Genomic DNA, 22,569 nt, shown 5'->3' with positions numbered 1-22,569 from the left:
TTCAACGGCAAGGCACCAAAGACGCTACCCGCGGAGACCCGCTGGAGGCCATTGATACGAATATCCGAGATTGTGAAGTCTTGGGCGTGCGCAAATGTGATATCGAGCAGCAGCGCAACCGAGCAGAGCAGGCGCGAAAAATTCATCAAGATCTTTCCAGTACACATCGACAGGCAGCGCAGGCGCACTTGGATAACCGTTGTAGACGGGTCATCGCACAGCGACCATGCGGGCGGAGAGCGAGCATAAGAGCGCGGGGCGTTTGGTGCGGTTAACCAACTGTCAAGTTATGTAAAGGTTGAAGCGATGACGCTGCGGGGTGCAAAGACGATACTGCGCGCATTCCCACTCGCGAGCTCGCCATGACTCACGTATTACTAGTTGACGATGACCAGGAACTGACTGGAATGCTCAGCCAATTTCTGGAGCGTGAAGGTTTTGAAGCGACTGCCGTGCACACGGGTGAGGAGGGTGAGATTCAAGCGCTTTCGGGGCGCTACAGCATTGTGGTGCTGGACGTGATGCTTCCCCTGCTCTCGGGGATCGAGCTGCTCAGGCGTATTCGGACCCGCAGCCAGGTCCCTGTGATATTGCTCTCCGGCCGTGGTGACAACATTGACCGCATCACTGGCCTGGAGCTCGGTGCTGATGATTATGTACCCAAGCCCAGTTCACCGGGTGAGCTGGTGGCGCGATTGCGCGCAATCATGCGCAGGGTGCAGCCAGCGGCTCAGCCAACTATGGAAATAATCAAGACGGGCCCTCTGGTTTTATGGCCGGGTAAACGCCATGCCCTTTGGAACGGGAACGAACTGGAGGTGACGAGTACCGAGTTCAGTTTGCTCGAGGAACTGGCCCGGAGTGCCGGTGAAGTGGTGAGTAAAAAGGATTTGTCTCTCAATGCCATGGGATGCCCATTGACGCGATACGACCGGCGCATCGACGTGCATATCAGCAGCATTCGTCAGAAGTTGGGTCCGCGCCCTGACGCCTCGGCCTGGATTCAGAGCGTGCGAGGCCTCGGTTATCTGCTGATAGCCGAATGAACAAACCCAGTCCTGGATCAAACCCACGATGAGCATGCGCGATGATGAAATGGTCGATCTGGCCGGGGACTGTGGCCAAACGGCCGACCCGTTGAAACTGCTGGTAGAAGCTCAGCAGCACCTGATACACGAAATCGCTCACGAACTGCGTTCACCATTGATGCGCATGCAAGCGGCCATCGGGCTGTTGCGGCAAGATCCGGCATGCCGGGAAATGGTGGAACGCATCGAACGCGAGTCGGTGCGCATGGACACTCTGATCGAGGCGTTGTTGACCCTGGCGCGCCTGCAGAGTTACCCCGAAAGTATCCAGCGCGAGCCGCTCGATGTTATCGAATTGCTGACTGAGATTACCGAAAACGCTCAATTCGAGGCAGGAATCAAAGGTTGTAAGGTCAGCCTGAAAACGTGTCCAGCCTTTGTCAGTTGTGTCAGTGGTGAACTGCTGTATCGGAGTTTCGAAAACGTCATTCGAAACGCAGTGCGCTATACCCTGCCTGGAACGACTGTTGCGGTATCCGCCCGGATCAATCCCGACGCAGGCTGCCTGAATGTGCGGATCACCGACCAGGGACGGGGTATTGCAAACGAACGACTGCACAGCATTTTCCAACCGTTCGAACGCGGCATGAGCGAGGCCGGTACCGGTTTTGGACTGGGCCTGGCTATCGCTGCCAGGGCTGTGGAAATACATGGCGGTATGATCATGGCGCGTAATGAGCTATCGGGTGGACTGACCGTCGAAATCAGTCTTCCCTGTCGGGCCTGATCTTTACACGAAATTACATTGGCTTGACGGCCCTGTACGCGGCGGCTCACTAAACTTCCCGTTCAATTTAATCAGCGTTTTCTGAACTTTAATGAAGTTATTGGGCGGAGGTGGCGATGTTTCAGGTGCATAAAAAAGGATTGGTTGGCGGTCAGAAACGGGTGGATGGTCTCGTCCCTTACGACTTCTTTTGCGAAGATAATCCGGCGATCAATCTGTTCGTGTTTACAGGCTCTGCCGCCCAGGACAAAGCGGTCGATGAACAGACGCTCTGGGGCTTTACCCGTCTGGAACGTTTTGAGGCGCTGACGGGCACTCTCATGTCGAACAAAAAGCAGAAAGGCTGGTTTCAAACAGTCAACGTCCTCACCGGTCCAGCCAAGAACGGTACCCAAAGTGTGAAGTTTCAGCGGGTGCTGAAAATCATCAAACATGTCGGTGCATCGGGCCATGGCGACAAAAAGGCTGAATACGAAATCCTGACGGATGAAGGCGATATCTACTTCACCCGCCGGTCTGCTGCGCCCAACGGTACGCAAACCATCATTTACGCTGCGGACCACTGAAGCACCCTTGGCTGACTCGAATTTACTGAACATACGTCGAGCTGAATCATGGTTCGGCCGGCAGTTCTGGTGCACAGGAGATTGCCCCCTCGAGCTGATGATGATCGGCCTGGCGAGAAACGGCGCCGGCACCTGGGATATCCCCTTGAACGTCGATATCGGCTGAATAGCCATAAAAAAAGGCCGCTGCATACACAGCGGCCAGAAACCGTCTCCCGTTTTACAGCGGGAGGCCGTTACACCCGATAAGACTCAAACTTTCGCCGGGTTCTGTTTCTCCGGGTCAATCCCATAAAGCGCAATTGCCTCCGCTACTTTTTCCCTTCCCACCCCTCCGTCGTCGGCCAGCGCTTTCAAGGCCGCCAACGCGATGAAGTGGCGATCCACTTCGAAGAACCTGCGCAGCGATTCCCGGGTATCCGATTGGCCGAAGCCGTCGGTGCCCAATGCCACGAAGCGCCTCATGGGCACGAACGGGCGGATCTGGTCGGCGAATATCTTCATGTAATCAGTCGCGACCACCACCGGACCCTGTTTATCTTGCAGGCAACGTTCAACGTGACCGATACGAGGCGCCTCATGCGGGCGCAGCAGATTCCAGCGTTCGGCCTCCTGGCCGTCCCGACGCAGTTCGGTCAGGCTGGTGACGCTCCATACTTCGCTGCTGACATCGAAGTCCTGCTCCAGCAACTGCGCGGCGGCGATGACTTCTTGCAGGATTGAACCGCAGCCCATCAGTTGTACATGCTTGCCTACGATTGGCTGCGCCGGGGCCGAGAGCCGATACATACCTTTGAGAATGTCCTGCTCGACACCTTCGGGCATGGGCGGATGGGCGTAGTTTTCGTTCAACAATGTGATGTAGTAGTAGATGTCTTCGTTTTCGACATACATGCGCCGCATGCCATCCTGGATGATCACGGCCAGTTCATAGGCGAACGTCGGGTCGTAGGACACGCAGCACGGTACGGTGGAGGACAGCACATGGCTGTGACCATCGTCATGTTGCAGGCCTTCGCCCATCAGCGTGGTTCTGCCGGACGTAGCGCCCAGCAGAAACCCCCGGGCGCGGGCATCGCCTGCCGCCCAGGCCAGATCGCCGACGCGCTGGAAGCCGAACATTGAATAAAAGATGTAGAAGGGCACAGTCGTCACGCCGTGCGTACTGTACGAAGTGCTCGCCGCGATCCACGAAGAAATTGCGCCGGACTCGTTCAGTCCCTCCTGCATGATCTGTCCATCCCGCGCCTCCTTGTAGTAACTCAGTTGCCCGGCGTCCTGAGGGGTATACAACTGGCCGATGTGGGAATGGATGCCGATCTGACGGAACAGGCTTTCCATACCGAAGGTGCGTGATTCGTCCGGAACAATGGGCACGATCAGCTTGCCGATATTCGGGTCTTTGAGCAGCGTGCCGAGGATGCGCACAAATGCCATGGTGGTGGAAATACCACGCTCGCCAGTGCCTTTGAGCTGGGTGTCCAGGGCCGACAATGGCGGGATCTGCAACGGCTCGACCGCGCTGAAGCGAGCAGGCACATAACCGCCCAGTTGGGTACGCCTGGCTTGCAGATAAAGGGCCTCGACACTGTCTGCTGCCGGTTTGAGGTAAGGCATGTCGCCCAGTTGATCGTCGGTGAGTTCCAGCGCGAAACGATCACGGAACGCTTTGACAGCATCCTCGCCCATCTTCTTGAGCTGATGGTTGATGTTCTGGCCTTCGCCTGCTTCGCCCATGCCGAAGCCTTTCACGGTCTTCGCCAGAATGACCGTCGGCCCGCCGGTGTGGCGCATCGCGGCGGCGTAGGCGTTGTAGACTTTTTCCGGGTCATGGCCGCCGCGAGAGAGCTTCCAGATTTCTTCGTCGCTCAGGTCGCTGACCAACTCCAGCAACTCAGGGTATTTGCCAAAAAAATGCTCACGGACGTAAGCGCCGTTTTGGGATTTGTAGTTTTGATAGTCACCGTCCACGCACTCCATCATGCGCTGGCGTAGCAGGCCGCTTTTGTCCTTGTCCAGCAAGGCATCCCAACCGCTGCCCCAGATCACCTTGATAACGTTCCAGCCGGCTGCCCGGTACAGGCTTTCGAACTCCTGAATGACCTTGCTGTTGCCGCGCACCGGTCCGTCCAGACGCTGGAGGTTGCAGTTGACGACAAAAATAATATTGTCGAGCTTCTCCCGACCCGCCAGGGAAATCGCCGCCAGGGATTCCGGCTGGTCCATCTCGCCGTCACCGAGAAACGCCCAGACTTTTCGGCCTTGATGTTCTTTCAGGCCACGGTCTTCGAGGTAGCGCATGAATCTGGCCTGATACGCGGCGGTGATCGGTCCGAGTCCCATGGAAACCGTCGGAAATTGCCAGAAGTCCGGCATGAGTCTTGGGTGCGGATAAGACGAGACACCGTCGCGGTCAGTCTCGCGGCGGAAATTGTCCAGCTGCTCTTCGCTCAGGCGACCTTCCAGATAGGCGCGCCCGTAAATGCCCGGTGAAGAGTGGCCCTGGATGTACACCATGTCGCCACCAAACTGCTCGGTGCGCCCACGGAAGAAATGCTCGAAACCGACGTCGTACAGAACGGCCGCCGAGGCATAGGACGCGATGTGCCCACCCACGTTCGAGTGTTTGCCGGCGCGCAGCACCATGGCCAAAGCGTTCCAACGGATGTAAGCATTGATTCGGCGCTCTATGGTCAGGTCGCCGGGGTAGGGCTGCTGACGGTCGACCGGGATGGTGTTGACGTAGGGCGTGGTGACGCGCCCGTAAAAATCACCATGGCGGCTGGCATCGAAATCCAGCATCTGATCGATCAGGTAGTGAGCGCGGGTACGCCCTTCGACGCTCGCCACCGATTCGATGGAATCGAGCCATTCGCGAGTTTCTTGTGGATCCTCGTCGAGAAACAGGGGTTGTTGTGCCATCGTCGTCTCCTGGACAGTGCAGCAGCACCGAGTCGTTGGGTGCCTGGCTAAGGGGCGTGGGTCGACGCCAACCAAAAAGAATATTTGTAGTTGCAGTTGCAACTACATGCGAGAACTTAGCCCGCCGCACGCTACAATTGCAACTAAATCGATGTCATGAAAAAGGTGATGCATGTCTTCAAGCGATCCGGATACCTGGTTCAGATTCGTCAGGGCCCACCGCTGCCTGATCCGGGAAATCGAGCGTCGACTGGCCGCCGCCGGGCTGCCGGCGTACGCGTGGTACGACGCGTTATGGGGCCTGGAAAGCGGCCCCGAGGGCACCCGACGCATGAGCGAATTGGCTGACGTGATGGCGATCGAGCGCTACAACCTCACCCGATTGGTGGACCGTCTGGAGGCCGAAGGCCTGGTCATACGCAGCCGTGCCAGCGATGACGGCCGGGGGGCGTTTGCTGCCATTACCGAGAGCGGGAAAGTGCTGCGTAAAAAAATGTGGGCAATCTATGAAGGGGCGGTGGACGAGCTGTTTTTGTCGCAATTCGACGACGAGCAACAGCGATTCCTCAGTGACGCGCTTGAGCGGGCCGCAATGGCAGCGCGCAACAGTGGGCGAGCGGGCTGATCGTTGTCCTGTCACTGCAGCAGATAACGCTCCATGGCCTGTTCGACACAGGCCTGTGCGATAGCACCTTCCTGGGCCAGCGCTCGCAGAGCGAGTGCCACGATCCAGCGTTTATCCACCGATATGCCCGAAGATCTGTCGGTTGAATCCGCGCCGATCGCCACGAACCGTGACTGGATATGCCCACCGATCTGATCGGCGACATGCTGGGCATAACCGGTCACCGCCACCACCGGGCAATCATCGGCGCCCAGGCAGTCGAGCAGATGCGACGACTGCCGTGGCAAGTCGGGATGCATCCGGTTCCAGCGTTGTGCCTTGTCCGCATCACGGGCCAGGCGGGTGTAGCTGGGGCAGCTCCAGAGTTCGCTTTCGACACCCCAGTCAGCAAGGCACGGGTCGCCTTAAAAACGACGAATGTCCAATGTCGCGCGCAATCCACCGGTCGGACGATTCTCCAGTCGAATCTGCCCACCCAGGCGAAATGCGATGGCCTGGACGATGGTCAATCCCAGACCTGCTCCCTGGGCATTCCCACGGCTATAGAATCGCTCGAAGAGTCGATCTCGCTCCGACTCGTCAATACCTGGCCCCTCGTCCTCCACACTTAACTCGTAGTGATCCTCTTTTTTCACCAGCCTCACGGTGATCAGTCCTTGAGGCGGGGAGAAGTTTGCGGCATTGGTCACCAGATTGTTCAAGGCGATGTGGATGGCCCCGGCGTCGACTTTGACAAGGCTGACCTCTTCGACGGTATCGAACGCCAGTTCAAGTCCCTTGCTCAATACCCAGGGTGTCAGTTGAACCAGACTCTCTCGAACCGTTGCCACCAGATCGATGCTCGAGGCCTCCTGTGTTGCGGACTGGGGTTCAATACGAGCCATCGTCAGCAGTTGATTGACCAGCCGAGTGGTACGGTCCACACCGTCGATCAGGTGCTCAAGCGATTCGAGTCGATCTTCCTCGTTCCGTGCCTCCATCAGGTTTTGCGCATGGACCCGCAGCACTGCCAGTGGCGTTCGCAACTCATGGGCGGCGTCAGCGATGAAGCGCCGCTCGCGACCCATGACCTCTTGAATCTGCGCCAACACACGGTTGAGCGCCGCCTGCATAGGTTCGAGTTCAGTGGGCAAGGGCGTCAATTGCAATGGCTCAAGCGAGCCCGAATGCCTGGCTCGCAGGGTTTTCGCCATATCGATCAGCGGTTTGAGCCCCCACCCGATTGCCATCCAGATCACCACTGCAAGCAGCAGGCTGCCTATCAGGTTGGGCACTACCGTGTGACGGACAATCCGATCCACAAGATCGGCTCGTACGTCGTCACGTTCTCCCACCCAGATTTTCAGACCATATTGCGTGTCATCCAGCACAAACGCGCGCCACTTTCGGCTGGTGACGTCAGTGACGTCACTGAAACCCGGGGTGACCTGCGGGGACGTAAAAGATGGCGCACTGGCCGTATGAACCAGTAGCGCGCCTTGCGAGTTCCAGACTTGAAAAGCGATTTTGCTTTCGTACGGATGGCCATCCACTTTCGGCGCCGCTTGGCTCAACGCCTGATTGAAAGCCCGATACAACTCGGCGTGTTGTTCGCTGGCCATGGGCATGCGCATTACGCCCTGTAACAGACGAGCGTTCTGCGCCAGTTGAGCATCGTACACTTCATCAATTTCATGATTGCTGTCGTGTAGATTGAACGCAGTCATGATCAGTAGACCGAGAAACAACAGGACGAGGATGAGCGTGAGGGTGCGGCGCCGAATAGAGTTCATTGGCGCTCCTGCACCAGGTAGCCGACGCCGCGAATGGTGCGGATCAGGTCGCTGGAGAACTTCTTGCGCAAGTGATGGATGTGCACTTCCAGCGTGTTGCTTTCCGCTTCCTCGCTCCAGCCGTAGAGCAACTGCATCAGGTGATCCCGGGTCATCACCCGGCCCGGAGGCGAAAGCAGTTCATGGAGCAACTGATACTCCTTGGGGGTCAAGGCTACGGGTTCGCCGTTATAGCTGACTTGCTGCGTAGTGGGGTTCAAGCTGATGCCCGCGTGTTCAATCAGTACCTGGGCGCGACCTGCGCTACGTCGCAACAAGGCACGCAGGCGAGCCTTGAGTTCTGCCAGGTCGAACGGTTTGATCAGGTAGTCGTCGGCGCCGGCATCCAGCCCGGCGATGCGATCCTCGGTAGCGTCACGCGCAGTGAGGATCAACACCGGCAGGTTGGACCCACTGTCGCGCAGGCGACGTAGCACCTCCAGCCCGTCCATACGTGGCAGCCCGAGATCCAGCACTGCTAAATCGAAGGTTTCGCTAAGCAGCGAATGCAGCGCACTGTTGCCATCGCGTAACCAGTCGACGGTGTAACCCTCTCGGTCGAGCGCCTGATGGATACCTTCACCCAGGGCGATGTCATCCTCGATCAGTAATAAGCGCACACGGACTCCTGTCAGTCGAGTTTCTTGTTCACGTCCACCAGCAAACTTTCGATCTCTTTGCGGCGCCCGGCATCAGCCGTTTCCCGGCCTGGCCGTGGTGCAGCTTGCAGCGCTTTTTGCAGCACTTGTTTGGCTTCGGCGTAGTGTTTTTGGCGGTAGAGATGATCACCCCAGAAGTACAGACTATCGATGCCGTTCGGGTTCAGTTGCAAGGCCTGTTTGAGTAGCTGCTCGGCTTTGTCCGAATCGCCGAAACCGATGGGCCAGCCGGGAACCCGGTCGTACAACGCGCCGAGGCTGGTATACGCCGAGCCTTGCAAGGCTTTGGGGTCCAGGGTCAGGGCTTTCTCCAGATCGACTTTCGCGTCCTTGACCTTGCTCAGCGCACCCAGCCCGCCTTGTGCTCCGGCCCAACTGCTGGTGACGATGCCCGACCAGATCCAGGCTTAGGCCACCGTTGGACGCTCCTGAGTGAAGGTTGAGGCCTGGCTGGCAAGTTTCTCGAATGCTGCCGTGCGCTGGCCCTCAGGCAGTTCGTACTGAATATGCGCCCAGCTTTGCTGGATGCCGGAGAGGCGTTGCTGGTCAGCGGTATCCAAAGCCCAAACGCTTTGGCTCAGGGCACCCAGTAGAAGGCAAGCGGCGATTCTCTTCATGGCTTGTGGTTCTCGTTGTCGTTCTTCTGGCTCAGACGGCGGATCAGCGGCAATTGCTTGCGCAAGCTGCGGTCCACCAGGTTGGGTAACAGGTTATTCAGGCGCACAAAGAAACGCTCCGGCCAGCCCAGATATACGTTGCGATGGTCGCTGGCGATGGCGTGGATGACCGCCGCGGCAACGGTTTGCGGATCGTCGACGTTGGATTTGAGCGCGTCATTCAACGCCTGCGCCGCCGGGCTGTTCATGCTCGTGCGGGTAGCGCGTGGCGCGACGTACAAGACGCCGACACGGGTGTCTGCCAGTTCCCGGCGCAGGGCCTCGGAGAAACCGCGCACGGCGAACTTGGTGGCGCAATAGCTGGCGTAGCCGGGATAGCCGATGGAGCCGTAGGTCGAGCCGACGTTTACCACCATTGCACTCTCTGCTTGCTTGAGCATCGGCAGGAACATTTTAGTCAGGCATATCGGCACGCTGATGTTCACCGCCAGCATCGCGTTGATCTCACTGTCATCCAGCTGATCAAGCAGGGCGAAGTGATTGACCCCGGCAGCGTTGATCAGCAGGTTGATACCGCCGATTTCTTCGGCGGCGCTGAGTACTTTGCATCGGTCGGAGCGAAACGTCAGGTCAGCACCGACCCAGCATAGATGCTGCGGGTAGCGTGTCAGCAAGGGCTCCAGGGATTCTCGATGTCGAGCCACCGCCAGCACGCGGGCGCCCCTGGCGCACAGGGCCTCTGCGATGGCCAGGCCGATTCCGCCGCTGGCGCCGGTCAGTACTACGCGAGCCTCAGTCAGCCGCATGCAGGTTCTCCGCTTCACGCGGCAAGCCACGGAACATGTCGGCGTAAAGTGTGTACACCACACGGGATGCGTGAATGACCGCCGCCTGATCGTCCGGATCTTCGAGCTTGTCCATCAGCCGGCGGTAGGTCTGCATGTGCTCGATATCAAGGGCGCCGTGAGAGCTGAGATAGCTGAAGGCCGTTTCCGGCAAGTCCAGCTGTTCACGAATGCTGCCGGCCGCGTGGGTGGCGAGGGCGATGCTGGTGCCTTCCAGCACATTGACCATGCCGAACAGGCCCACCGGGTTATCGCGCGCGATCAGGTCATAGAGAAAACCGACCATGAGTTCGATCGGCAGGGATGGACGTCCGTCGCGCACGGCAGCTTTATCGCCGCCGCAGGCGTGGATGTCGTTGAGTATCCATTGTTCGTGACCGTATTCGTCTTCTATGTACTCGCATACCGCTTCACGCAGCCACTCCAGGCGCAAGGGCAGTCGCGCGCCACAGGCCATCATCAACGGGACGGTATGACGCACGTGGTAATAGGCCTGCGCCAGAAAGGCCCGGTAGCTTTCCAGGCTGACGTTGCCACCCAGGGCATCGCGGATAATGGGCAGGTTGAACAGTTCGCGCCGTTCCTGTTGCGTGGCTTCTTGCAAGGTGTCGAAAAAACTCATGATGCGGATTCCTCGGAAAGTCCAGATTCAGTCAGTTGCGCCCGGTAGCGCTCGATAATCGCGTCACGGCGTGGTCGGCCATTGGCTGTTAACAAGCCGTTGGCGGGCGTGAAGGGTTGACCCAGACGGGTCCAGTGATGGACTTGGGCGTAGTTGGGCAAAGACTCGTTAACCTCGGCCACGGCAGCGGCCAATTCTTCGTCGGTGCAGTTCGGACGGTGGGGCCAGAGCAGCGCGTGGTTGCTTGGCATGGCTTCGCCATAAACGAACGCCTGGGCGATATGACTGCGTTGAGTCAGTTCCGCCTCGACCCACTCCGGGTTCACGTTGCGGCCGAAACTGGTCACGAACTGGTGCTTTTTGCGTCCCTTGAGGTAGAGAAAACCTTCGGGGTCGAATTCGCCGAGATCACCGCTGGGCCACCAATCGTCAATGTGCGGTGGCTCTCCCAGATAGCCCAGCAAAGCGGAACCCTTGATCAGCACCTCGCCATCGTCAGCGATTCGAATTTCCACGTGGGGCAAAGCCCTGCCGACACTGCCGGGGCGGCGTGCCCCAGGTCTATTGAGGCAGACCACCGAGGCGCACTCGGACAATCCGTAACCTTCATAAACGGGAACACCCATGCGCTGGGCACGTTCCAGCAATTTTTTCGAAACCCTTGCGCCCCCCACAGCGGCGAAGCGCAACGTGTGCGGATTAAAGAGTTTCTGCTCAGCCGCGCCGACCAGCATCAGCAGCAATTGCGGCACCAGAATCAGGCTCTCGGGCGCACGTGTGGCAAGGCAACCGAGCATCGTCGGCACATCAACGCCGCTTGCCCCGCGGATACCCAGGTTTTTCTGGCTGGGCAGGCTCAGCGTTGCGCCGGCATAGAGCGCGGCGTAACACCCCAGGTTTTCCAACAGAATCGCCAGCGGCAGCACCGCCAGATGATGCCGCGGATCGGTGGGTTGGCTGGCCTGATGCAACTCGCGAGCGACGCGCAACAGGCTCTCTGCGCTGAGGCATACGCCTTTTGGTGTGCCAGTGGTGCCGGAAGTGAAGGTCAGCTTGGCCGTGCCCTCAGGTATTTGGGTCGGACCACTGAATGTTTTGCACCAGAACTCACCGGTTTTTTCGTAGCCGACCGTTTGCAGTTCGGCAGCCAGCTCCGGTTCCGCGATTACCCGTTCCGCCTGGCTCAGTTCCAGACAGTGCTGGCGCTGAGCGGGGCTGAAAAAGGCTGGCAGCATCAGGCAGGTCAGGCCTTCGAACAGCGCCGCCAAATCCCAAAGCATCATTTCGACACCATTGTCCAAGGCCAGCGCAAGGACCTTGATGTCCTCATCGCGCAGCCGCTGTTGGCGATACATGACCTCCGCGTAAAGCGTGGCGTAGTCGATTTTCAGCTGATCGCCCCACAAGGCAATGGCGTTGGTCTTGCGTTCGGCATGGTCGCGCAGCGTCTTTTTAAAATGCGTCATTTCAGGCGACATGACTGTCCTCCTCGATGGACGTTGGCAACCCCAGGCGATTGAACAAACCGATGTTGCGCAGATGGATGAAGCCGGCGCGGATGTTGCCGACATGCACCCACGGTTTGCTGTCGTAGTAACTTCCCCAGCTGTGGCGGTCATCACCGAGCCGTGCAGGATCGGCAGCGCAGAGGGTCACGGGTTTTAACCCGAGCCGGTGGAAGCTGTTTACCAGTCCGATGTTGCCGGTGAAGGCCACCCATTCCAGTCCGCCCATGGCCAGCAGATAAGTGATGGCAATGATGCTAAGGCGCGCACTGCCGGTATCGCTGGCGGCCAGGTTGCCCACCTCAACGATGCCGGTGCGGTCTACGGTTTGGTTGGCCGCAGCGCTGATGAGTGGATCAATTGGCTCGTCCAGGTAACGCTCCAGAAACAGCTCTTCGGTGTTGGCCAGACGCACGCCGGCTACCGCGCAGAGTTCACCGGACGCGTCGTTCAGACCAAACAGTTCTGGCATGAAATGACGAATGTCGGCGCCGTGGGCCTTGCGAAAGCGTTGTTGGATATAGGCTTCGAAAACGGGGCGTCGAGTTTCGTCCGGCAAGGCCCTGACCAGACTCATCGGTGGGGTCTCGGCTTGGCCAAAGTGCAGCGGTAAAGGAATGTTCCAGTCAAAATTGGGCATTGAAAATCGCCTCCCCAGTCAGTTTGGGAGGAGTATCGAGGGCGTTTCTTAACGAAGTCTGAAGATCGCAAAAGACATCGCTGAAGTATCTTCAGATTGCCTTAAGGCTCGGCGGGCAGGGTGCACACTTGATTCGGTAACTCGCCGGATTGTGGCCGGGCGAACAACTCGTCCGCTGTAATGTTTCCTTGAGGCTCTGTATGACCCACAACCCAACAGCACATCGTTATGGAAGACTGTCGATCACCTTGCACTGGTTGATGCTGGTGCTGTTTGTCGGTGTCTATGCCTGTATCGAAATCAAAGGGCTTTTGCCGCGCGGGCACGCCTTGAAGGGTTTATTTCTTGGGCTGCACGGGCTCTTCGGGCTGAGCATTTTTGCCCTGGTCTGGGTGCGTTTGCTCGGGCGCTTAACCCCGCGCCCACCGATTACGCCAGCCTTGCCCGCATGGCAGACGGGGCTTTCGCACTTGATGCACCTGGCGTTGTATGGGCTGATGATCGCCACGCCGCTGTTGGCCTGGCTGATGCTGTCGGCAGGGGGCAAGCCAATGCCGTACTTCGGGTTCTACCTCCCGTCGCCCGTGGCGGTTGACCCGGACATGGCCAAGCAATTCAAGTACTGGCACGAATTGCTCGGCAGCAGCGGCTACTGGCTGATCGGCTTACATGCAGCGGCGGGTTTGTTTCATCACTATTGGGTTCGGGACAACACGTTGACCAGAATGCTGCCTAAACGCTTCTGATCGGTGCCCGGTCTGTCGTCGTTAGTGCGCTTCGTGCAGGTTCCATTTAACAATCTTCTGCCTCGGGCGCGCGGAAGGCTTTGCTGTAGTAGCCGGACGAGTCGAAACAGCAAACCTGCTTCTTGCCGGAAGCCAGCATGTCGCAGGCATCACCAATTCGTTTTGCGCGTGTCTTGAGTTGCTTGGCTGAAGTCATCCAGTGAATCCAGTCGACTCGCGCGAGGGTTGTCGTCGTGTTCCAGACTTTATGCGCCTCAGGCGTGACGGCCAGTGCCTCCTGGAAATCGGGTGGGAGGTCAGGCTCAGGTTCCTTCTTCACAGGGGTCAGCTCCAGCGTGACGATCTCCCCAACGGCCATGCCTGCGGCTTCGAGTAACGCTTTACTGACCTGCAGCCAATGGCTCAGCTGACCGTCCGGCTCAAGGGTTGCCTGAAAAGGGTGCCCATTGATGGTGCCTTCGACCGTCGTCCTCCCTCGCCTCAGAAGCCGTTCACTCGCGTCTCTTGGCAGTACCACGAACGCCCACGACGGATCATCACCCGGCTTTGCCGGACGAAGAAGCTTTGCTTCGAATCGAAGCTTCACATCGATTGTTGTCATTGCAACGGCTCCAGTTGATACGCCTGACTGTTGTCTCGCGGCAAGGTCAGTACAGAAGGTCGATGCTGGTCTGTCCAGCCGCTGCTGCCTTGAGCTGACGGGTCTCTAGACCGGGCCGGTAGTGTCTGTGCCAATCGTGCCTCGAGCTGCTGGTAAAGCCTGACTCCGGCTACTCGGCACATTTCTGACACGAAGCACATCTTCAAGTACCTCCTTGAAGTTCGGTGCTGCAATCGCTCCCCCGAAGTAACCCTTGGCGGAGGGTTCGTCGACCAGTACAGCCATAATGAATTCAGGTGCATTGGCCGGCGCGATACCCACGAACATGGCTCTGTATTTATTACTTTGATAGCCGCCTCCGGAGGCCTTGCGAGAGGTCCCGCTTTTGCCCGCAATGACATAACCGTCGATCGCTGCGCGCTTTCCGCCTGCTCCGGCGCCATCGACTGCACCCACCAGCATCTCCAGAATACTGTTGGCAACCTCCGGACTTATGACATTGCGGGATTGCTGGGGCTCACCTTTGATTATCGACAAGGGAACCAGGTTTCCATCATTGGCAAAGACGGTATACGCCTGGGCAAGTTGAGCCAGATTGACCGATAAGCTGTAGCCGTATGAAAGGCTTGCTGTGGCGATATCCGACCATACTCGCCGGGCTGGAACCGTCCCCACACTTTCCCCGGGAAAGTAAATCGAAGTGTTATCTCCGAATCCCAATTCAGTCAGTAATCGCGAAATAGCTGCTCCTCCCGTCGGTATCGCCACCTTGCTCATCCCCACGTTGGAAGAGCGGCGGATAATGCCCGGCAGGTCTAATTGTTTATCCCTGCCTACATCTCGAATCGTGTATCCATCAATTTTGACGAAGCCGGGTGCTATTTGAATGATGGCGTTCTTGTCAATGATGCCTGCTTTTAAAACAGCGGCCATGCTAAATGGCTTTATCACTGAACCTGGTTCATACACATCAGTAAATACTCGGTTTCGGATGGCCTCCGCGCTAAAACTTTTACGCGCATTTGGATTGAATGAGGGCATCGTGGATAACGCTAATATTTCCCCTGTTTTGGCGTGTATAAGAATGGCACTTGCCGACCGGGCTGCATTCTCCTTGACGCTCTTCAGTAATGCTTTTTCAACGTAGTACTGAAGTGTGGAGTCAATGGTTAAAAACAGATCGTCGCCAGGTATGACGGGCTTGTGCACAAGGATTTCGCTGGTGACTCGCTTGTGCAGGTTTAACGTCCGTTCTTCCAGACCGGCCCTGCCGGACAGTTGATGGTTGTATAGCAACTCGATGCCTTCAATGCCTTTCTGGTCGATGTTGGTAAAGCCCAACGTCTGGGCCAGCATCGAAGACTGCGGGTAATAACGTTTGTATTCATGGCGCTCATAGAGGCCCGGAATAGAGAGCTCGATGATCTTGCTTGCCACCTGCGGATCAACCCTTCTGGCCAGGTAAGCGAAGGACCTGCCTTGGGTGTTCAAGCTCAAATGGCCGACCAGCGAGGCATCGATATCAAGATGCTCGTTTAATAGTATTGCCTGCTGTTTGGTGGGGGTGAAGTGTTTAGGGTTTACCCACAAAGTGCTGACGGGGGTGGAAACTGCCAAGGGTTCATTGAATCGGTCAAATATGGTGCCGCGAATGGGGACGGTTTCAATAATTCGTGTTGAGCGTTTGCGGCCTTCGTTATTCAGGAATTCATGGGAGAAAATCGCGAGATAAGTAATTCTCGCGGCAAGTATCATTGAAAAGAAGCAAAAAATAGCTATAACAATCGTGAATCGCGGGTTTTGCCCGAAGAGCCTCATACAACATTCCATTTTTAAACGTACGGCAAAAAACCAGCTTAACTAACTCAATATCATTTTGCTTTGTAATATCATGAAACGATTCGATATATAAATTGATCTTCACCGTATGGGGAGGAGAGCCACTGGCCGTTTTCTGCCGTCGCGACCGGCTGAAAAAGACCCATGGCGCCGGGTTGCCAACGGCGGAAATTGATCAGAGTGGGTCTTCAGTGACCTGCCGGTTTCTGTGCTTTTGCCAGTACCAACAACAGCAAGCATGCCAATAACGCCGCACTAAGGTTGTAGAGCATTCCCGAGATAAAGGCAGAAACGTAGTGTCCCTCTCGCACAATCGTTTCATCGCCTGCAGCAAGTCCTGTACGGAAAAGGATGCCAACCACTGCAACCCCCAGCGCCGCGCCGATCTGTTGGACGGTTGAGATCAAACCCGAGGCCATTCCGGCCCTGGCTTCATCGACAAAACCCAGCACCAGATTGAGCAGCGGCGTCATGATGAGGCCCTGGCCAGCGCCGACCAACATCAACACGGGAATCAGCCGCATTGGCGCCAGGGCGGCGCCGGCCATCTGTACCTGTGCAATCAGTACACCGATCGAGATCGCGTAAACCAGCGCGCCCGCGACGATGGCCTGCGATCCCCACCGTCTCACCAGGTACGGTGCAGATAGCGATGCCAGAACAAAGCCCACACTGCAGGGTGCGAAAATGCTGCCTGCGGTGAAGGGGTCGAGTCCCAGTCCTGTTTGCATTAACAAAGCAAAGCACAGGAAAAACGAACTGGACGTGGAATAAACCACCAATATCAACAGCGTACCCAGCGCGAAGCGAGGCTGGGCCAGTAGTTGCATATCCACCAGTGGCAAGCCACCCGCTGCCCGGCGTCGTTCTTGCTGGCGATGGAACAGTGCAAGCAACGCCAGTGCTGTACCCAGTGACCACAAACTCCAGGCCGGCCAGTCTTGCGCGGGTCCCTCGATCAACGGCACCAGCAGCAACACCAGTGCGACGCTCACTAATACGGCGCCTGTCCAGTCCAGCGTGGGGCGCTGCGGCGCGCGAGATTCTGGTATGTAACGCGCGGCCGCCACGGCGCATAGCCCGATGGGAACGTTGATCAGAAAGATGTTGCGCCAGCCCAACCCGAACAGATCGGCATACACCAGCCATCCACCCACTACCTGACCCGCGATGGCCGCCAGGCCTAACGTCATCCCCAACAAGCCGAAGGCCCGGCGGCTGTCGTCGCCATTGAAATTAACGCGAATGGAGGCATACACCTGGGGGAACAGCAGGGCGGCCATCAGTCCTTGCAGCACTCGCGCGCCAATCAGAAAACCAGGGGTGGGGGCCAACCCGCACAACGCCGATGCCACCGTGAAGCCGGCCATGCCGATCACGAATAAACGGCGCCGACCGAACAAGTCGCCCAGTCGGCCCCCCATAATCAGCAGGACCCCGAACGCCAATTCATAACCGGCGACGATGAAGCCAATCTGCGAGAAACTGGCATTGAACCGCACCTGCAGGCTGGGGATGGCCACATTGACCACGAACAGATCGAAGACGGTCACGAAACCCGCCAGCAGCAGTACAGACAGGCCGAGCCAGGGAGTGCCGCGGGAGGTCGCGACGGGCAAGGCAGCAGAGGATAAAGGTGTGTTCATCAGGCGTATCCGAATCAGTGAATATTGATTCTCGACCGCTTTCTTAACCGCTTACAATCTAACCATTTATGCTGTTACTGAAAGTAATGAGATAAACAATGCGAACCATGGAACGGACACGCTCTGATCTGGCGGCTTTCTTGAAGGCGCGCCGCGAACAGTTGTCACCGGCTGATGTGGGCCTGCCCAGCGGAGGGCGCAGGCGCACACCAGGACTGCGCCGCGAAGAAGTCGCCGCCCTCGCCGGCGTCGGACTGACCTGGTACACATGGCTCGAACAGGGACGCGACATTGGGGTCTCAGCGGCTTTTCTGGACAATCTGGCACGGGTACTGAAACTGGATGCCGCCGAGCGGCGGCATCTGTTCCTCTTGGCCCACGACAGGCCGCCCGCAGAACCGGGTAAAACGTTTTGTATCGTGCCGCCGCTGGTAGTGCGCCTCATGCACGACCTGGCACCACACGCCGCCTTTGTTCTGAATCTGCGTTGGGATGTATTGACCTACAACGAGCCGGCCGGGCAGATTTTTGGTTTCGAGCGTCATATCCCTGCACGGCGCAATTTGCTGTGGATGCTGTTCACTGATCCGACCTTGCATGAACGTTTTGCCGATTGGGAACAGCAGGCGTCACAGATGTTGTCCGGTTTCCAGCGAGACTTTGCACGGGCCACGCAAGAAGTCGACATTCAGACGCTGGTGGACGAACTGCAAAAAGCATCGCCCGACTTCAATCGTTGGTGGCGCCGTCACGACGTGCAAGTGCCCTGCAAGGGTGAGGGTTACCTGAACATCGACGGCAGTGCCGTACTGTTCGAGCACACTACACTGACGATCGACGCAGACCGCCACCTGCGCTTGGTGATATACGCAAGACAGTCATGAACGGCTGGCCATACTGTGCGCTCGAGCCAATGGATCAGACGTGACAGCGCAACAGTAAGCAGGCCCGCGTGAAACAGGAACAACCTAATGAGCAAGGTGGCGGCACCCATGGTTGAAGAAGCGCTGTCGAGGCCGCAAGCGATCGGTTTGCGTGAGGCGTTCTGGTTCTGGTTGAAGCTCGGCTTCATCAGTTTCGGCGGGCCTGCGGGGCAGATCTCGATCATGCACCAGGAATTGGTCGAGCGGCGGCGTTGGATATCCGAGCGCAGATTCCTGCATGCCCTCAACTACTGCATGTTGCTTCCTGGGCCAGAGGCTCAGCAGTTGGCGACCTATATCGGCTGGCTGATGCATCGAACCTGGGGCGGGGTGATGGCTGGCGTACTCTTCGTACTGCCTTCGTTGTTCATCCTGATCGCGTTGTCGTGGATGTACATCGCCTTCGGCGAAATGCCGGTGGTGGCCGGGCTCTTCTATGGCATCAAGCCTGCCGTGACCGCCATCGTGTTACAGGCGGCCCATCGAATCGGCTCCCGGGCATTGAAGAATAATTGGCTATGGGCGATAGCGGCAGCGTCGTTTACCGCGATCTTCGCGTTCAATGTTCCGTTCCCGCTGATCGTTCTGGGCGCCGCACTGATCGGCTATGTCGGCGGGCGTCTCGCGCCCGATAAATTCACAACCGGTGGCCATGGCGCCGCCAGAAAATCCTTCGGTCCGGCGTTGATCGATGACGACACACCGCCACCGGAGCATGCCCGGTTCAGCGGGTCGAAAACGGCATCGCTCGCCTTGATTGGCGCCGCTCTCTGGGCATTGCCCATGGGGATTCTGACGGCACTCTTTGGCTGGGACGGGACCTTGACCCAAATGAGCTGGTTCTTTACCAAGGCCGCGCTGCTGACCTTCGGCGGAGCCTACGCGGTGCTCCCGTATGTCTACCAAGGCGCGGTGGGTCACTACGGCTGGCTAACGCCGACACAGATGATCGACGGGCTGGCGCTGGGGGAAACCACGCCAGGGCCGCTGATCATGGTAGTGGCTTTCGTCGGGTTTATCGGGGCCTATGTTTCGCAGGTGTTCGGCGCCGATCAACTGTTTCTGGCGGGGGCGGTCGCTGCTTCCCTGGTGACGTGGTTCACCTTTCTGCCCTCGTTCCTGTTCATCCTCGCGGGAGGCCCGCTGGTGGAGTCGACCCACAACGAACTCAGGTTCACGGCACCGCTGACGGCCATTACAGCGGCAGTGGTGGGCGTGATCCTCAATCTGGCCTGTTTCTTCGGTTATCACGTGCTTTGGCCGAACGGCTTGAGCGGTAACCTGGACTGGCCCTCTGCACTGATCGCCATCGCGGCAGCTGTTGCCTTGTTTCGCTTCAAACGGGGCGTTATTCAGGTGTTGATCGCCTGCGCAATCGTCGGCCTGGGCGTGCACCTGTGGCGGGGGTGATCATCGCGGTGCTCGAACTTGAACAATGGCGCAGCGCGTCCTCAGCCTGAACGACTCGGCAGAATGGCCCCGCCAAGGTTGCATTGTGGTGGGCAACGATGGCCTCTGCTTTGAGCGTTGGTGTATCGGCATGGGGTCGCTTTTTTAGCTTGCTGAAACGTTTCATCGAGTTTATAAAAATGGCACAACTCCAAGAAAGGCTGCCGCCATGACCCCGCTCAAACTCTTTGTTGCCCTCAGCGCACTGTCCGCTGCCTCCCACGCCATGGCCTGGGATTACGTTCTGCTCGACACCGACAAAGCCGCCCAGAACTGGCAGATCACCAGCCAGCAACTCGGAATAAAAACCGACAAACCCTTCAGCGTTACCCTGCGCACCTTGCACGGCGGTCGGCAGGAGGGCGTCAGCATCGTCGACATCGATAACGGCACGATGAAACTCTCGGTAGTGCCGACTCGCGGAATGAACGTCTTGCGGGCCTCGGTCGGCAATGTGCGCATGGGCTGGGATTCGCCGGTCAAGGAAGTGGTCAATCCGTCCTTCATCGAACTCAATGGCCGCGGTGGTCTGGGCTGGTTGGAAGGTTTCAATGAGCTGGTCACCCGCTGCGGATACGAATGGGTCGGCCACCCCGGCATCGACAACGGCGAACTGCTGACCCTGCACGGTCGGGCCGCCAACATTCCTGCGAACAAAGTCACCCTGCATATCGATGAAAAACCACCGTACGCCATCACCCTGCGCGGCGAGCTGAAAGAGCAGGCGTTCAAGAAGGTCGACTTCTCGGTCGCGACCGAACTGGTCACCGAACCCGGCAGCGTCGTGTTCGCCCTCAACGACACCCTGACTAACAACGGCGACTATCCGAAGGAATACCAGGCGCTGTATCACAGCAACTTCAGCACCCCGTTCCTGGAGCAGGGCGCTCGTTTCGTCGCGCCGGTGAAACAGGTGTCGCCGTTCAACGATAAGGCCAAGGACGATCTGCCCGACTGGCAAACCTACCGCGCACCGACCAGGGACTACGACGAAACGGTTTACAACGTAGTGCCGTATGCCGACGCCAAGGGCGATACGTTGACCGTGTTGCATAACAAGGCCGGCAGCCTGGGCGTTTCGGTCGGCTTCAATACTCAGACACTGCCCGTGTTTTCCCTGTGGAAAAACACCGATACCCAAGGCCAGGGCTATGTCACGGGACTGGAGCCGGGGACAAGTTTTTCCTACAACCGCCGTTATCAGCGGCCACTGAACCTGGTACCGACAATCGGGCCCAAGGAACACAAGCAGTTCCGCATCAGCTACAGCTTGTTGGCGGATAAGGCGGCGGTGGATAAGGCCTTGAAGCAGGTGAGCGAGATTCAGGATGGGCGGGAGACTGAAGTGCGGCAGACGCCGTTGGTTGATCTGACCAAGGAGTGACACCGGCTGGAGCATTGTCGGCCGATAGTGCAGCCACTCGGCCAAATGTTCGCGTCTGTTCCCGTCGGCTTGTTCAAGGTCCGCCAGCGAGGGTGCGACTTTGAGCAGTTGATGGGGTGCTCGCAACGACGATTCGGTCACTGTCCGTTTTTGGCCGGCTGCGGCCCTTCGTGACAGTCAGAAAACGGCCAAAAGTGGACGGTAGACACGGTGATGGCAAATAGGTAGCTTCAGGGGGCAGCAGTCCTTGCCGTCACCCATGTTGCGTTTCTCCTTGAACAATGTCGTATTCACCGTGATCACTTCTAAGCCAGACAACGACTTACGGGATGACAAGGAGTGTTATTCGACACGCCATCGCGACAAGAAACCCAAACCGCTCGCTTCGCACTCTGGGACCGCGTGCCGCGCTCTCTTAATCAATTGCCGATACGGAGCATATAAGACATGTCAAACATCGTCGCATGGACCCTGTTCGCCCTGGGCGTTCTCCATATTCCATTCGGTATCATCAAGTTCAAAACAGCATTCGCCGCCGCTGTAGATTCTGGCTTCGTTGACCAATTTAAAGCGCACGAAGATCGGCGCACAGCCCTCTGGTTTACCATGCTGGGGCCGCTTTTTATGCTCGCAGGGCAGAGTGCGATTCACGCCGTAGCTGTTGGCGATCTCGCGCTACTAAAAATTGTTGGCATCTATGTGCTTATGATTTCGATCATTTGCGTCATTGCCGTTCCAAAATCGGGATTCTGGGCAACGTTGCTGGTTTCTCCGCTGATCATCGCAGCAGGGTATGGCTTATATGCCTGACAAACTGTTCAAGGCGTTCGCTACGCTCACTCGTCCCTCGTGAGGGCTTCAACGTCTGATCGGGATCGATTTCAGTCGGTTGTGACAGGCAGAAATCGGCCAAAAGCAGGCATTCACAACAATTATTTCCAGAGTGGTCAGTGAAGGGTGCCATCCGACTGCCCAGATGCTTGGGAGGATGGCTCTGCACGAGAAAACCTGCGATTCACGCACAGGGAGTCTATGACAAGAACAATAGTCTGGTTGGTTTTAGGTAGAGCACACCGCATCCCCTAGGTGGAAGTCCACCAGCTCAGGTATTGTATCTTTGGTATTTCCGTCACCCCTGTTCAAAGCCGGTACTGGATGGGCGTATCCCCCATTGCCTTACCGTGGCCGATTAAAGCATTGATGCGCAAGGGTGTGCATTTTTCAGGTCAGGATGATGTGTTCATGAAGATTTTAGATGATTTATGGTCGTCTGTATCCGGTGCTGCTAAGGTCAGAATTAATGAGTGCGATCCATAAACCCCACCTACCCAGCACCTGGATAGCAGGTTACCGT

General features: G+C 57.6%; 19 protein-coding genes and 5 pseudogenes. 9 read left to right on the top strand and 15 right to left on the bottom strand.

Annotation, left to right across the window (positions count from 1 at the left end; translation table 11 throughout):
• Window positions 1–146, bottom strand: a pseudogene (locus tag AC3ZVB_RS28525) (hypothetical protein); the annotation flags it as partial.
• Between the two features lie 216 nt (window positions 147–362).
• On the opposite strand from AC3ZVB_RS28525, the gene AC3ZVB_RS28520 reads away from it, so the two are divergent.
• The 3 genes and pseudogenes from AC3ZVB_RS28520 (at window position 363) to AC3ZVB_RS28510 (ending at window position 2,381) form a co-directional block, all read left to right on the top strand.
• Complete coding sequence (locus AC3ZVB_RS28520; protein WP_162438770.1) at window positions 363–1,046, top strand: response regulator transcription factor; 684 nt, start codon at window positions 363–365, stop codon at window positions 1,044–1,046.
• A gap of 16 nt (window positions 1,047–1,062) precedes the next feature.
• Window positions 1,063–1,815, top strand: a pseudogene (locus tag AC3ZVB_RS28515) (sensor histidine kinase); the annotation flags it as partial.
• A gap of 116 nt (window positions 1,816–1,931) precedes the next feature.
• The gene (locus AC3ZVB_RS28510) at window positions 1,932–2,381 is read left to right on the top strand and encodes a hypothetical protein (RefSeq protein ID WP_162438772.1); all 450 of its coding nucleotides are present in this window, start codon (window positions 1,932–1,934) and stop codon (window positions 2,379–2,381) included.
• A 252-nt stretch (window positions 2,382–2,633) separates the two neighbouring features.
• Here AC3ZVB_RS28510 and aceE read toward each other — a convergent pair whose 3' ends face one another.
• Complete coding sequence (aceE, locus tag AC3ZVB_RS28505) at window positions 2,634–5,303, bottom strand: pyruvate dehydrogenase (acetyl-transferring), homodimeric type (RefSeq protein WP_490148428.1); 2,670 nt, start codon at window positions 5,301–5,303, stop codon at window positions 2,634–2,636.
• A gap of 172 nt (window positions 5,304–5,475) precedes the next feature.
• Here aceE and AC3ZVB_RS28500 point away from each other — a divergent pair, with 172 nt between their 5' ends.
• Window positions 5,476–5,928: a MarR family winged helix-turn-helix transcriptional regulator gene (locus tag AC3ZVB_RS28500; protein ID WP_162438774.1), complete on the top strand. Its 453-nt coding sequence runs from the start codon at window positions 5,476–5,478 to the stop codon at window positions 5,926–5,928.
• 11 nt (window positions 5,929–5,939) lie between these two features.
• Here AC3ZVB_RS28500 and AC3ZVB_RS28495 read toward each other — a convergent pair whose 3' ends face one another.
• The 8 genes and pseudogenes from AC3ZVB_RS28495 to AC3ZVB_RS28460 form a co-directional block, all read right to left on the bottom strand.
• Window positions 5,940–6,227, bottom strand: a complete 288-nt coding sequence (locus AC3ZVB_RS28495; RefSeq protein WP_490148427.1) for a hypothetical protein — start codon at window positions 6,225–6,227, stop codon at window positions 5,940–5,942.
• Between the two features lie 105 nt (window positions 6,228–6,332).
• Window positions 6,333–7,700 (bottom strand): sensor histidine kinase, encoded by a 1,368-nt coding sequence (locus tag AC3ZVB_RS28490; RefSeq protein ID WP_490148426.1) that lies wholly within the window; start codon window positions 7,698–7,700, stop codon window positions 6,333–6,335.
• Entirely contained in the window at window positions 7,697–8,359 is a 663-nt protein-coding gene (locus tag AC3ZVB_RS28485; RefSeq protein ID WP_162438777.1) for a response regulator, read from the bottom strand. The genes AC3ZVB_RS28490 and AC3ZVB_RS28485 overlap by 4 nt, the downstream gene beginning before the upstream one ends.
• 11 nt (window positions 8,360–8,370) lie before the next feature.
• A pseudogene (locus AC3ZVB_RS28480) lies at window positions 8,371–9,015 on the bottom strand (tetratricopeptide repeat protein).
• On the bottom strand, window positions 9,012–9,821 hold the full coding sequence (locus AC3ZVB_RS28475) for an SDR family oxidoreductase (RefSeq protein WP_490148425.1): 810 nt from the start codon (window positions 9,819–9,821) through the stop codon (window positions 9,012–9,014). The pseudogene AC3ZVB_RS28480 and the gene AC3ZVB_RS28475 overlap by 4 nt, the downstream one beginning before the upstream one ends.
• Complete coding sequence (locus AC3ZVB_RS28470) at window positions 9,808–10,482, bottom strand: iron-containing redox enzyme family protein (RefSeq protein WP_490148424.1); 675 nt, start codon at window positions 10,480–10,482, stop codon at window positions 9,808–9,810. Before AC3ZVB_RS28470 ends, AC3ZVB_RS28475 begins: the two co-directional genes overlap by 14 nt.
• Window positions 10,479–11,960: an AMP-binding protein gene (locus AC3ZVB_RS28465; RefSeq protein ID WP_490148423.1), complete on the bottom strand. Its 1,482-nt coding sequence runs from the start codon at window positions 11,958–11,960 to the stop codon at window positions 10,479–10,481. Before AC3ZVB_RS28465 ends, AC3ZVB_RS28470 begins: the two co-directional genes overlap by 4 nt.
• Entirely contained in the window at window positions 11,950–12,627 is a 678-nt protein-coding gene (locus tag AC3ZVB_RS28460) for a thermostable hemolysin (RefSeq protein WP_162438782.1), read from the bottom strand. The genes AC3ZVB_RS28465 and AC3ZVB_RS28460 overlap by 11 nt, the downstream gene beginning before the upstream one ends.
• Window positions 12,628–12,827: 200 nt before the next feature.
• Here AC3ZVB_RS28460 and AC3ZVB_RS28455 point away from each other — a divergent pair, with 200 nt between their 5' ends.
• A complete protein-coding gene (locus AC3ZVB_RS28455) occupies window positions 12,828–13,373 on the top strand; it encodes a cytochrome b (RefSeq protein WP_490148422.1) in 546 nt (181 codons plus the stop codon).
• A gap of 46 nt (window positions 13,374–13,419) precedes the next feature.
• On the opposite strand, the gene AC3ZVB_RS28450 is transcribed toward AC3ZVB_RS28455, so the two are convergent.
• The 3 genes from AC3ZVB_RS28450 to AC3ZVB_RS28440 form a co-directional block, all read right to left on the bottom strand.
• On the bottom strand, window positions 13,420–13,974 hold the full coding sequence (locus AC3ZVB_RS28450) for a YdeI/OmpD-associated family protein (protein WP_490148421.1): 555 nt from the start codon (window positions 13,972–13,974) through the stop codon (window positions 13,420–13,422).
• A 105-nt stretch (window positions 13,975–14,079) separates the two neighbouring features.
• The gene (locus AC3ZVB_RS28445; RefSeq protein ID WP_490148420.1) at window positions 14,080–15,792 is read right to left on the bottom strand and encodes a peptidoglycan D,D-transpeptidase FtsI family protein; all 1,713 of its coding nucleotides are present in this window, start codon (window positions 15,790–15,792) and stop codon (window positions 14,080–14,082) included.
• 209 nt (window positions 15,793–16,001) lie between these two features.
• The gene (locus tag AC3ZVB_RS28440; protein ID WP_490148419.1) at window positions 16,002–17,459 is read right to left on the bottom strand and encodes an MFS transporter; all 1,458 of its coding nucleotides are present in this window, start codon (window positions 17,457–17,459) and stop codon (window positions 16,002–16,004) included.
• 98 nt (window positions 17,460–17,557) lie between these two features.
• On the opposite strand from AC3ZVB_RS28440, the gene AC3ZVB_RS28435 reads away from it, so the two are divergent.
• Together AC3ZVB_RS28435 and chrA are read left to right on the top strand one after the other, a co-directional pair.
• Window positions 17,558–18,343, top strand: a complete 786-nt coding sequence (locus tag AC3ZVB_RS28435) for a helix-turn-helix transcriptional regulator (RefSeq protein ID WP_490148418.1) — start codon at window positions 17,558–17,560, stop codon at window positions 18,341–18,343.
• Between the two features lie 87 nt (window positions 18,344–18,430).
• Window positions 18,431–19,792 (top strand): chromate efflux transporter, encoded by a 1,362-nt coding sequence (chrA, locus tag AC3ZVB_RS28430; RefSeq protein WP_490148417.1) that lies wholly within the window; start codon window positions 18,431–18,433, stop codon window positions 19,790–19,792.
• Between the two features lie 37 nt (window positions 19,793–19,829).
• Here the strand turns inward: chrA and AC3ZVB_RS28425 are convergent.
• A pseudogene (locus AC3ZVB_RS28425) lies at window positions 19,830–19,919 on the bottom strand (cysteine hydrolase); the annotation flags it as partial.
• An 81-nt stretch (window positions 19,920–20,000) separates the two neighbouring features.
• Here AC3ZVB_RS28425 and AC3ZVB_RS28420 point away from each other — a divergent pair.
• Entirely contained in the window at window positions 20,001–21,215 is a 1,215-nt protein-coding gene (locus AC3ZVB_RS28420) for an aldose 1-epimerase family protein (protein ID WP_490148416.1), read from the top strand.
• A gap of 9 nt (window positions 21,216–21,224) precedes the next feature.
• Here the strand turns inward: AC3ZVB_RS28420 and AC3ZVB_RS28415 are convergent.
• A pseudogene (locus AC3ZVB_RS28415) lies at window positions 21,225–21,344 on the bottom strand (magnesium chelatase subunit ChlI family protein); the annotation flags it as partial.
• A 318-nt stretch (window positions 21,345–21,662) separates the two neighbouring features.
• Here AC3ZVB_RS28415 and AC3ZVB_RS28410 point away from each other — a divergent pair.
• Complete coding sequence (locus tag AC3ZVB_RS28410; protein ID WP_490148415.1) at window positions 21,663–22,025, top strand: DUF6463 family protein; 363 nt, start codon at window positions 21,663–21,665, stop codon at window positions 22,023–22,025.
• Window positions 22,026–22,569: the final 544 nt, after the last annotated feature.

Source organism: Pseudomonas sp. MDV22-iso1 (genome assembly GCF_058145095.1).
This window is presented reverse-complemented; position numbering and strand designations above follow the sequence as displayed.

Excerpts from the sequence above, each read along its gene's own strand:
- AC3ZVB_RS28520 (WP_162438770.1), top strand. The coding sequence starts at position 363 with ATGACTCACGTATTACTAGTTGACGATGACCAGGAACTGACTGGAATG.
- AC3ZVB_RS28510 (WP_162438772.1), top strand. The coding sequence starts at position 1,932 with ATGTTTCAGGTGCATAAAAAAGGATTGGTTGGCGGTCAGAAACGGGTG.
- aceE (WP_490148428.1), bottom strand. The coding sequence starts at position 5,303 with ATGGCACAACAACCCCTGTTTCTCGACGAGGATCCACAAGAAACTCGC.
- AC3ZVB_RS28500 (WP_162438774.1), top strand. The coding sequence starts at position 5,476 with ATGTCTTCAAGCGATCCGGATACCTGGTTCAGATTCGTCAGGGCCCAC.
- AC3ZVB_RS28495 (WP_490148427.1), bottom strand. The coding sequence starts at position 6,227 with ATGCATCCCGACTTGCCACGGCAGTCGTCGCATCTGCTCGACTGCCTG.
- AC3ZVB_RS28490 (WP_490148426.1), bottom strand. The coding sequence starts at position 7,700 with ATGAACTCTATTCGGCGCCGCACCCTCACGCTCATCCTCGTCCTGTTG.
- AC3ZVB_RS28475 (WP_490148425.1), bottom strand. The coding sequence starts at position 9,821 with ATGCGGCTGACTGAGGCTCGCGTAGTACTGACCGGCGCCAGCGGCGGA.
- AC3ZVB_RS28470 (WP_490148424.1), bottom strand. The coding sequence starts at position 10,482 with ATGAGTTTTTTCGACACCTTGCAAGAAGCCACGCAACAGGAACGGCGC.
- AC3ZVB_RS28465 (WP_490148423.1), bottom strand. The coding sequence starts at position 11,960 with ATGTCGCCTGAAATGACGCATTTTAAAAAGACGCTGCGCGACCATGCC.
- AC3ZVB_RS28460 (WP_162438782.1), bottom strand. The coding sequence starts at position 12,627 with ATGCCCAATTTTGACTGGAACATTCCTTTACCGCTGCACTTTGGCCAA.
- AC3ZVB_RS28455 (WP_490148422.1), top strand. The coding sequence starts at position 12,828 with ATGACCCACAACCCAACAGCACATCGTTATGGAAGACTGTCGATCACC.
- AC3ZVB_RS28450 (WP_490148421.1), bottom strand. The coding sequence starts at position 13,974 with ATGACAACAATCGATGTGAAGCTTCGATTCGAAGCAAAGCTTCTTCGT.
- AC3ZVB_RS28445 (WP_490148420.1), bottom strand. The coding sequence starts at position 15,792 with ATGAGGCTCTTCGGGCAAAACCCGCGATTCACGATTGTTATAGCTATT.
- AC3ZVB_RS28440 (WP_490148419.1), bottom strand. The coding sequence starts at position 17,459 with ATGAACACACCTTTATCCTCTGCTGCCTTGCCCGTCGCGACCTCCCGC.
- AC3ZVB_RS28435 (WP_490148418.1), top strand. The coding sequence starts at position 17,558 with ATGCGAACCATGGAACGGACACGCTCTGATCTGGCGGCTTTCTTGAAG.
- chrA (WP_490148417.1), top strand. The coding sequence starts at position 18,431 with ATGAGCAAGGTGGCGGCACCCATGGTTGAAGAAGCGCTGTCGAGGCCG.
- AC3ZVB_RS28420 (WP_490148416.1), top strand. The coding sequence starts at position 20,001 with ATGACCCCGCTCAAACTCTTTGTTGCCCTCAGCGCACTGTCCGCTGCC.
- AC3ZVB_RS28410 (WP_490148415.1), top strand. The coding sequence starts at position 21,663 with ATGTCAAACATCGTCGCATGGACCCTGTTCGCCCTGGGCGTTCTCCAT.